This is a genomic window from Xenorhabdus budapestensis (genome assembly GCF_002632465.1).
Lineage (GTDB): Bacteria > Pseudomonadota > Gammaproteobacteria > Enterobacterales > Enterobacteriaceae > Xenorhabdus > Xenorhabdus budapestensis.
The window spans coordinates 24,621-31,961 of record NZ_NIBS01000026.1 but is presented as its reverse complement, the minus strand read 5'-3'; the positions used below and the strand labels follow the sequence as shown (position 1 = coordinate 31,961).

Genomic DNA, 7,341 nt, shown 5'->3' with positions numbered 1-7,341 from the left:
CCGCAACGACACCGCTGTCACTGCGTCGCAAGGCGCAACATCAGGTGCGGTGTTACCAGCGGGGCGAGCGCAATTACGTCCGGCTGAAAGAAAAAGGCACCGGGTATCTGAAAATCAACGTGGGGTTGTTCTGGCGTCTGTTAAGTCGTGATGACGGACAATCGTGGGAGCTGATGCTCCATGAACGTTATAACAATGAAATTCGTAAATAGTCCGTGTTGAAGTCGTGTCATTCTGCATCTTGTTCAGCGTAACAGGGTGCAGCCCTGACATTATTTTTAACGGTTAAAACCAGAGAGAAATGTAATGAACGCGTCCCACCCATTAAATCCGGAGCACGACGATGAATAAAGAGAAAGGTGTGGAGCCTCACAGATTTCCGGCATCATAGTGCCCAATACGGGATGCATAAAGCTCCCTCAGACTGGAGACTCCACACATGAAATATATACCAGTTTGCGTTGATATCGCAAAACATCTGATTCAGGTTCACTTCATCAATGAGCACACGGGTGAAATGGTTGATAAACAACTACGTAGCAGGGATTTTCTGACTTTCTTCAGTAACCGGGAACCCTGTCTGATAGGTATGGAAGCCTGTGGAGGCTCTCAGCACTGGGCGCGTGAACTGAAAAAACAGGGGCATAAAGTCCGGCTTATGCAAGCTCGTTTTGTTAAGGCATTCGTCATGGGTAACAAAAATGATGTGATGGATGCCCGTGCTATCTGGATGGCGGTACAGCAACCGGGCAAAGAAATCGCTGTTAAAACGGAAGAACAGCAGTCTGTACTGGTTCTGCACCGGACTCGCAGGCAACTGGTGAAGTTTCGGACGGCACAGATTAATGCCCTGTACGGAATATTCCTTGAGTTCGGAGAAACCCTCCACAAAGGCCGGGCAGCACTGGCCAAAGAACTACCGGAAGCTCTGGAACGGCTGAAGATGCGTCTCCCTCCGTATCTCATCAGTGTACTGGATGACCAGTATAACAGGCTGAGTGAACTGGACTATCAGATAGACGGTATCGAAAAACAACTTCTCAGTGTGGCTCGGCAGAGTGAGACCTGCAAACGTCTGATGGAAATCCCCGGAGTGGGGCCACTCATCGCGACGGCAGCAGTCGCCGCCATGGGAGAAGCCTCGGCGTTTAAATCGGGTCGCGAGTTTGCGGCTTATGTGGGTCTGGTTCCGAAGCAAACCGGCTCTGGAGGAAAAGTGCGCCTGCTGGGGATAAGCAAACGGGGTGATACGTATCTGCGAACCCTTTTTGTCCATGGCGCACGGGCAGCCGCTCTGTTAACAAAAGAGCCCGGTCTCTGGATTACCGAGCTGAAGAAACGCCGTCCGACCAGTGTGGCTATTGTGGCGATGGCAAACAAGCTGGCACGAACAGTATGGGCAATAGCTGCCCATGGACGTAAATACGATAAGAATCATGTCAGTATCAGGCCTTATTAAGCGCGGATACCGATAAATATTAACTCCTAACAAAGGGTGAATGCTGAAAGGTTGCTGTGGCGGCCAGAGTGATGACGAAGACAGGTAAGACCGTGACTCACTAAACCTGAATGATCCCTTGGGCTTAAAGCCCGCGAGAAAAATGAGGCGTGAGTTAGCGAATTACATAGGGGCTCGCAGCTTTATGGCTGCAAAAAGCCGGATATAAAGCTGCAACCTATCTGTCAGAATCAAAACACTGGATGTCATTGCAAACGGGACGCGTTCATATAAGGGATCATGATAAACCTGTCAGCAGACAGCCTGATTGCACACACGATTGCCAAAATGAAAATGCGTCTGGAACACCGCGCAGATGATGACGTTTCACAACTTCGCAGTGGTCTGCTGTTTATGGGCAATGTTCAGGATGCGTATCCCCGCCGCCTGTTACTGGATGATCGCCTGTCGCCATTGGATAAAACCGGCTGGATGATGATCCGTCTGTATGCCCAACAAAATGAAGGCACGGTTTTTCCCAGTTATGACGAATTGCAGGTCCTGCTGGCATCACCCTATAAAGGCAGGGCATCGCGTGAAACTGTCAGCCGGGTATTACTGATGCTGCGAATAACCGGCTGGCTGAGTTTATGCAAGCGTATCCGAGATGAACACGGGCGGGTACGGGGCAATATCTATGCGCAACACGATGAACCGCTGACCTGCCGTGATGCCGAACTTCTCGATCCTCACTGGCTGGATACCGTAGCGGAAGCCTGTCGCAGCAAAAACCGCACTATCAGCCAGACGGCCCGGGATGTTCTGACTGACATCAAAGAAGACCCGCTGATGCGCCATCGCCACAGTCATATTCGCTTGCTGGAAGAAAGACTGAATGCGGTGCAAACACCGCAGCAAAGAGTGATGCGCCAGTCGCTTCAACAAGGCAAACATCAAACCGAACTCAGGGAAATTAAGCCGGGTTCGGAAACCGAACTGAGTCTTCCAAAGGGACAGAATGAGCTGAATTCGGATGCCGAACTCAGTCTGAAATCAACGTTTTATCGTGGTTCCACTAAACCGAACTGTTATGTACGTTCTTTCACACAGAGTGTGAATAAAAAAACATACGTCGATCCGCAATCCGCGGTTTTTCTGCCGGAAGGGCTGTGCCGACAACTGGAGCCGGACGATGTGACAATGCTGATCAGTCAGTTGCAGGCGCTGCCCGCTGAACAGGCACAGACCGTACTGAGTTGTCTGGACAAAGCGCTACGGGCAGGAAAAATCGGTAATCCGGTCGGCTGGCTGCTGACGATGATGAAACGGGCACGGGACGGAAAATTATACGGGCAGGCTGAAACTGCGGCTACCACGCCAGCCCCTGCGAAGACATCGGTTGAATTCATCCGAGAAACGGAACGTACTGTAACACCATCCTCACAAGCCCATGTCCGTGATATGGTGAAAGATATTCGTCAACGATTGACGTTAGCGAAGTATCAATAAAATCATAGTTGCTTAAAAAGCGAACTTTGTTGGCAGTGCCAACAAAGTATGAAAAATATACAGTTATGACAATCCCAATACCGTGTGAAAAAGAGCTACCACAGCCAGTGAAATATAAAAACTCTAAATATTTCTTTGGTAAGTTGATTTTTGTGCAGAAAAAGGGTTAGGTGAAACTATTAGCATTAAATACCAACGAATAGTATTAGTTTTTATTTTTATTGCGACTCCTTCTATTTATGTCCTGCTGAATTAACATATTAAAGAGTGCTACTATTTTTTGAAGGTTGAATCACAAGAGCAATAGCTCCCTCTAGTATTAAGTCGATATGGTCGTGTATTGTAGTATTAAATTCACTCACTGTTAGCATTGCCAACAGTGAGTGAAGAATAATCTTCTTTAGCACGAATAAAGTTTATCGATTTTTCTCTCTTCGTATAACTGATTAACTAAAGCAACGTTTGATTCTGTCTGTTTTATATAGATACCGTATATGATAATTCATTTAGTAAATAAGAAACAGCGTGCAGTATTATAGGCGTCCAGACCTGCGGATTCTGGAATGATTGTTCTATTCCGAGCGAAAACATCGCCTACATATCTCATTTCCATATCAGAAGTTATTTCTAACAGTCTGCCTATTAATATATCCACCGGTAGCTTATTAGCATCTATTGCTATTCTCCATCTCATTGGTATGTCTGACAGATATGCATTTTGATATATTTCTTTGTCTTTGCTGTATACATCCATGTAATAATTGATTTCATTATGAAATTTATTATACAAATTCATATATTCCTTACTTCCATGTATTCCTGCTATTTCTAAATCTATCATGCACTTAGATATTTTATACGCGTTATCAACAGCATTTATGGCTTGGATATTTAAATCATCAATGACCTGAATATTCAGATTATTACTTGCCATAGAATAAGAAGAAATAAGAATAATTAATGAACATAGTGTCTTGCTCATAATGTCCCTCATTTACCGATTACGATGTAACCTACTGAAAGAAAAAGACAAGAAACAGATAGTACTAAACTACTTTTTATAATCAATATATCAATTAATTACTTAGAGATGGATGACTTATACTCATAATTGAATCAATGTCACATTAGTATCCATTAGTATCCATTAGTATCCATTAGTATCCATTAGTATCCATTAGTAGGCATCAATGTAGTCTAAAAATTAATCTTTGTTGGCACTGCCAACAAAGTTCAAAAAATCATCTTTTTTGACAGTGAATAAAACACATCATTTTTCTCTTTTTTCATAACTGGTTATCCATTGAGTCACCGCCTCCTTTGCCTTAATAGTTTGACTGACTTATCAAGGCCAAACAGGAGTTTTTGTGCATGTCTGATGCAGAAGACAAATCATCATCCCGGCCACATTTACGCGCCGGGGTATTAACCTCTTCATTAACGATTGAATTACATACCCACTATGCCATTCGATTGTGGGCGGGGCGCCGACGGGAAGACATCAGCAAGACACATCAGGTGACGGCGATCCTCGGAATGCCGCAGGTGATTAAACGTGCAGCCAACATTAGTGTGGATTCCTCAGCGGATAATCCGTATGCCGATGTCTGGCTGGTGAGGCTGGAACAGGCGTTGGAAGCCGCATCGGTCAATATCAGGCAGAATCTGGCTATTTTGCAGGATACCCTGAATGCCGTCCCACTGCAGATCACCTTATCCGCCGTTTCCTCTGTCGAACCGCTGAATATCGGGGTCTACAGTCATTCGCCATTAGGTTACCGCTGTGTCTGGCTGCTGGTTGGTTACGACCAGCTGGCGATGAAAACGTTTCAGGCTTTTCATTACGGGCTGATTTCACGTACAGAGCGGGATGCCTTCCTGCACAACGGCAGCCGTGCCATTCGCCAGATTTACGGTTTTGTGCGTTCTTATCGTTCACTGGCGGTCACCCGGCAGGATATTGCAGAGAAAACCGCAGCAGGGCTTGACGCCATTAAACTGCTGGGTGAACCGCATCCCGATATTTTGTCAGGTAAACAGCGTTCCGCGTTCGCCTCCCCGTTACGTTCCACAGCACACGATTAATGGAGGGGGAAAAGATGCAGCTTTATTTATGTGAAAAACCCTCGCAGGCCAAAGACATTGCCAACGTTCTGGGGGTGAAACAGCGCGGGCAGGGATTTCTCTTCAGTGCCCGTATTATTGTCACCTGGGCCATCGGACATTTGCTGGAGGTGGCCGCACCCGAACAGTATGGTGAGCAATTCGGCCCGCCGTGGCGGATGGAGGTGCTGCCCACGCAATGGCAGTGGACGGTAAAAAAAGAGGCGGCTGACCAATTTGCTGTGATCCAGCAGTTATTGAAACAGGTCGATGAGGTAATTATTGCCACCGATGCCGACCGTGAAGGGGAAGTGATTGGCCGTGAGTTGCTGGAATATTGCCGTTTCACCGGACGGGTCAAACGCCTCTGGTTATCAGCGCTGGATGAAACCAGCATCCGGCAGGCATTGGCGGCGATATTGCCGGGTGAGCAGACGGCAGCACTCTATCAGGCCGGACTGGGACGAGCGCGTGCCGACTGGTTAACGGGCATCAACCTGACCCGTTTGTATACCCTGAAAGCGCAGGCATTGGGCTTTGGTGAGGTGCTGTCCATTGGGCGGGTGCAGACCCCGACACTGGCACTGGTGGTGAACCGGGATAAGGCCATCAATCAGTTTGTGCCAAAACCGTACTGGCAGGTCATGGCGAAGCTGGGAAAAGACACTGTCCGCTTTCAGGCTAAATGGTTGCCTTCAGAAAATGATTGCGATGATGAGAACCGCTGTATTCGGCAAGAAACAGCACAGTTGGTGCAGCAACGTTGTCAGCAGGCAACACACGCCACCGTAATGGATATCAGCAAAAAACGGGAGAAAACACCGCCACCACTGTGTTTTGATTTGGGCACATTGCAGCAAACGGCGTCCCGTCTCTGGGGCATGGGAGCCAGTCAGGTGCTGGCGATTGCCCAGTCCCTGTATGAAACCCATAAAGCCACGACTTACCCACGCACGGATTGCGGGTATCTGCCTGTGTCCATGCAGGCTGATATTCCGGCGGTGCTGACGGCGCTGGTGCGGACCGATCCGGCGATGAGCACCATTATCGGCCAGTTGGATACACAATGTGTTTCCCGCGTCTGGAATGACAAAAAAATCACGGCACACCATGCCATTATTCCCACGCGTCACGTCTTTGATCTCACCCGGTTAACGCCCGATGAACTAAAGGTTTATCAGCTTATTCGCCAGTATTACCTGGCGCAATTTCTGCTGGTTCAGGAAGCGGATGTTATAGAAGTGACGTTGGATATCGGCGGGCAATTATTCCGGGTAAAAGGCAGGGTGAATGTGATCACGGGCTGGAAGGCACTGTTTGCAGATGGAACGAGAGAGCATGAAGAGGAAGAAGAGCAGGAAGCCGATTTACCACTACTGGCACTCAACCAGGGAGATCAATGTCAGGTGATTGAGGCAAAAATTCAGTCACTGTACACCAAACCCCCGGCACCGTTTACTGAAGGCACCCTGATTGCCGCGATGAAAAATGCCGCCAGTCTGGTCAGTGATCCGCAATTAAAGCTGGTCTTGCGCGAGAGTGCCGGGTTGGGTACGGAAGCGACCCGGGCAGGGATCCTGGACACCTTGTTTAAACGCCAGCTGATTGAGCGGAAAAAGAAAGTGATCCACGCAACGCCGCTGGCGCAGGAACTGATTGCCGGGCTGCCGGCGGTGTTGACGGATCCGGGTATGACTGCGTTATGGGAACAATCGCTGGATGATATTGCGCAGGGCAAAGCGTCGCTGGCGGTTTTTATGCAAAAACAGGCGCAGTGGCTTCAGCATTTAGTCGAGCGGGGTAAAACACAGCCCCTTCATCTGACGTTGCCGAAAACCCCGGCCTGCCCGAACTGTGGCGGCCGGATGTGGCAACAGCAGGGAAAAACCTCGCCGTTCTGGGGTTGCGTGAACTATCCAGCCTGTAAAGGGATGCTGAATGACAAAGCGGTAACCCAATCGCGCAAAGTCAGGCGGGCAAATCAGAAAGTTTGAAGATCTGATTGTTGATTGACGCCTTGATGGGATGCTCTAAAAATCAACCTGTTTCTTAAATGATCGGTGAGCCTGCAACGATCGCCTCCGGGTGGCTGTAAAACTCCCGTAGCCTGAAAGGGAGTGCCTCAACGTGGTACATCTGCCCACCTTTGGAAGCAGATATTGTCAGTCCAACGACAATGAAGGTTCATTATTCTTTATCAGAACGTCAGCAACGTATATGTCTGACACCCGGCGGAGAAAATCATTCCCGTCAGGGTATGGGATTTTCTCCGTTGCACCTTATTCTTTACC

The 7,341-nt window shown here is 48.3% G+C and carries 6 protein-coding genes; 5 read left to right on the top strand and 1 reads right to left on the bottom strand.

Annotated features, from left to right (window positions below):
- The 3 genes from Xbud_RS19900 to Xbud_RS16390 all read left to right on the top strand — a co-directional run.
- A partial coding sequence (locus tag Xbud_RS19900; protein WP_099137083.1) for a ParE family toxin-like protein occupies nt 1-212 on the top strand: 212 nt, incomplete at its 5' end.
- A 227-nt stretch (nt 213-439) separates the two neighbouring features.
- Complete coding sequence (locus tag Xbud_RS16395; protein WP_099137082.1) at nt 440-1,459, top strand: IS110 family RNA-guided transposase; 1,020 nt, start codon at nt 440-442, stop codon at nt 1,457-1,459.
- A 279-nt stretch (nt 1,460-1,738) separates the two neighbouring features.
- A complete protein-coding gene (locus tag Xbud_RS16390) occupies nt 1,739-2,947 on the top strand; it encodes an STY4528 family pathogenicity island replication protein (protein ID WP_099137080.1) in 1,209 nt (402 codons plus the stop codon).
- A 502-nt stretch (nt 2,948-3,449) separates the two neighbouring features.
- On the opposite strand, the gene Xbud_RS16385 is transcribed toward Xbud_RS16390, so the two are convergent.
- Nucleotides 3,450-3,929, bottom strand: coding sequence for a hypothetical protein (locus tag Xbud_RS16385; protein WP_099137078.1), 480 nt, complete (start codon nt 3,927-3,929; stop codon nt 3,450-3,452).
- A gap of 389 nt (nt 3,930-4,318) precedes the next feature.
- Here Xbud_RS16385 and Xbud_RS16380 point away from each other — a divergent pair, with 389 nt between their 5' ends.
- The gene (locus tag Xbud_RS16380) at nt 4,319-5,032 is read left to right on the top strand and encodes a PFL_4669 family integrating conjugative element protein (RefSeq protein WP_099137076.1); all 714 of its coding nucleotides are present in this window, start codon (nt 4,319-4,321) and stop codon (nt 5,030-5,032) included.
- 14 nt (nt 5,033-5,046) lie between these two features.
- Nucleotides 5,047-7,044: a DNA topoisomerase III gene (locus Xbud_RS16375; RefSeq protein WP_099137074.1), complete on the top strand. Its 1,998-nt coding sequence runs from the start codon at nt 5,047-5,049 to the stop codon at nt 7,042-7,044.
- Nucleotides 7,045-7,341 lie beyond the last annotated feature (297 nt).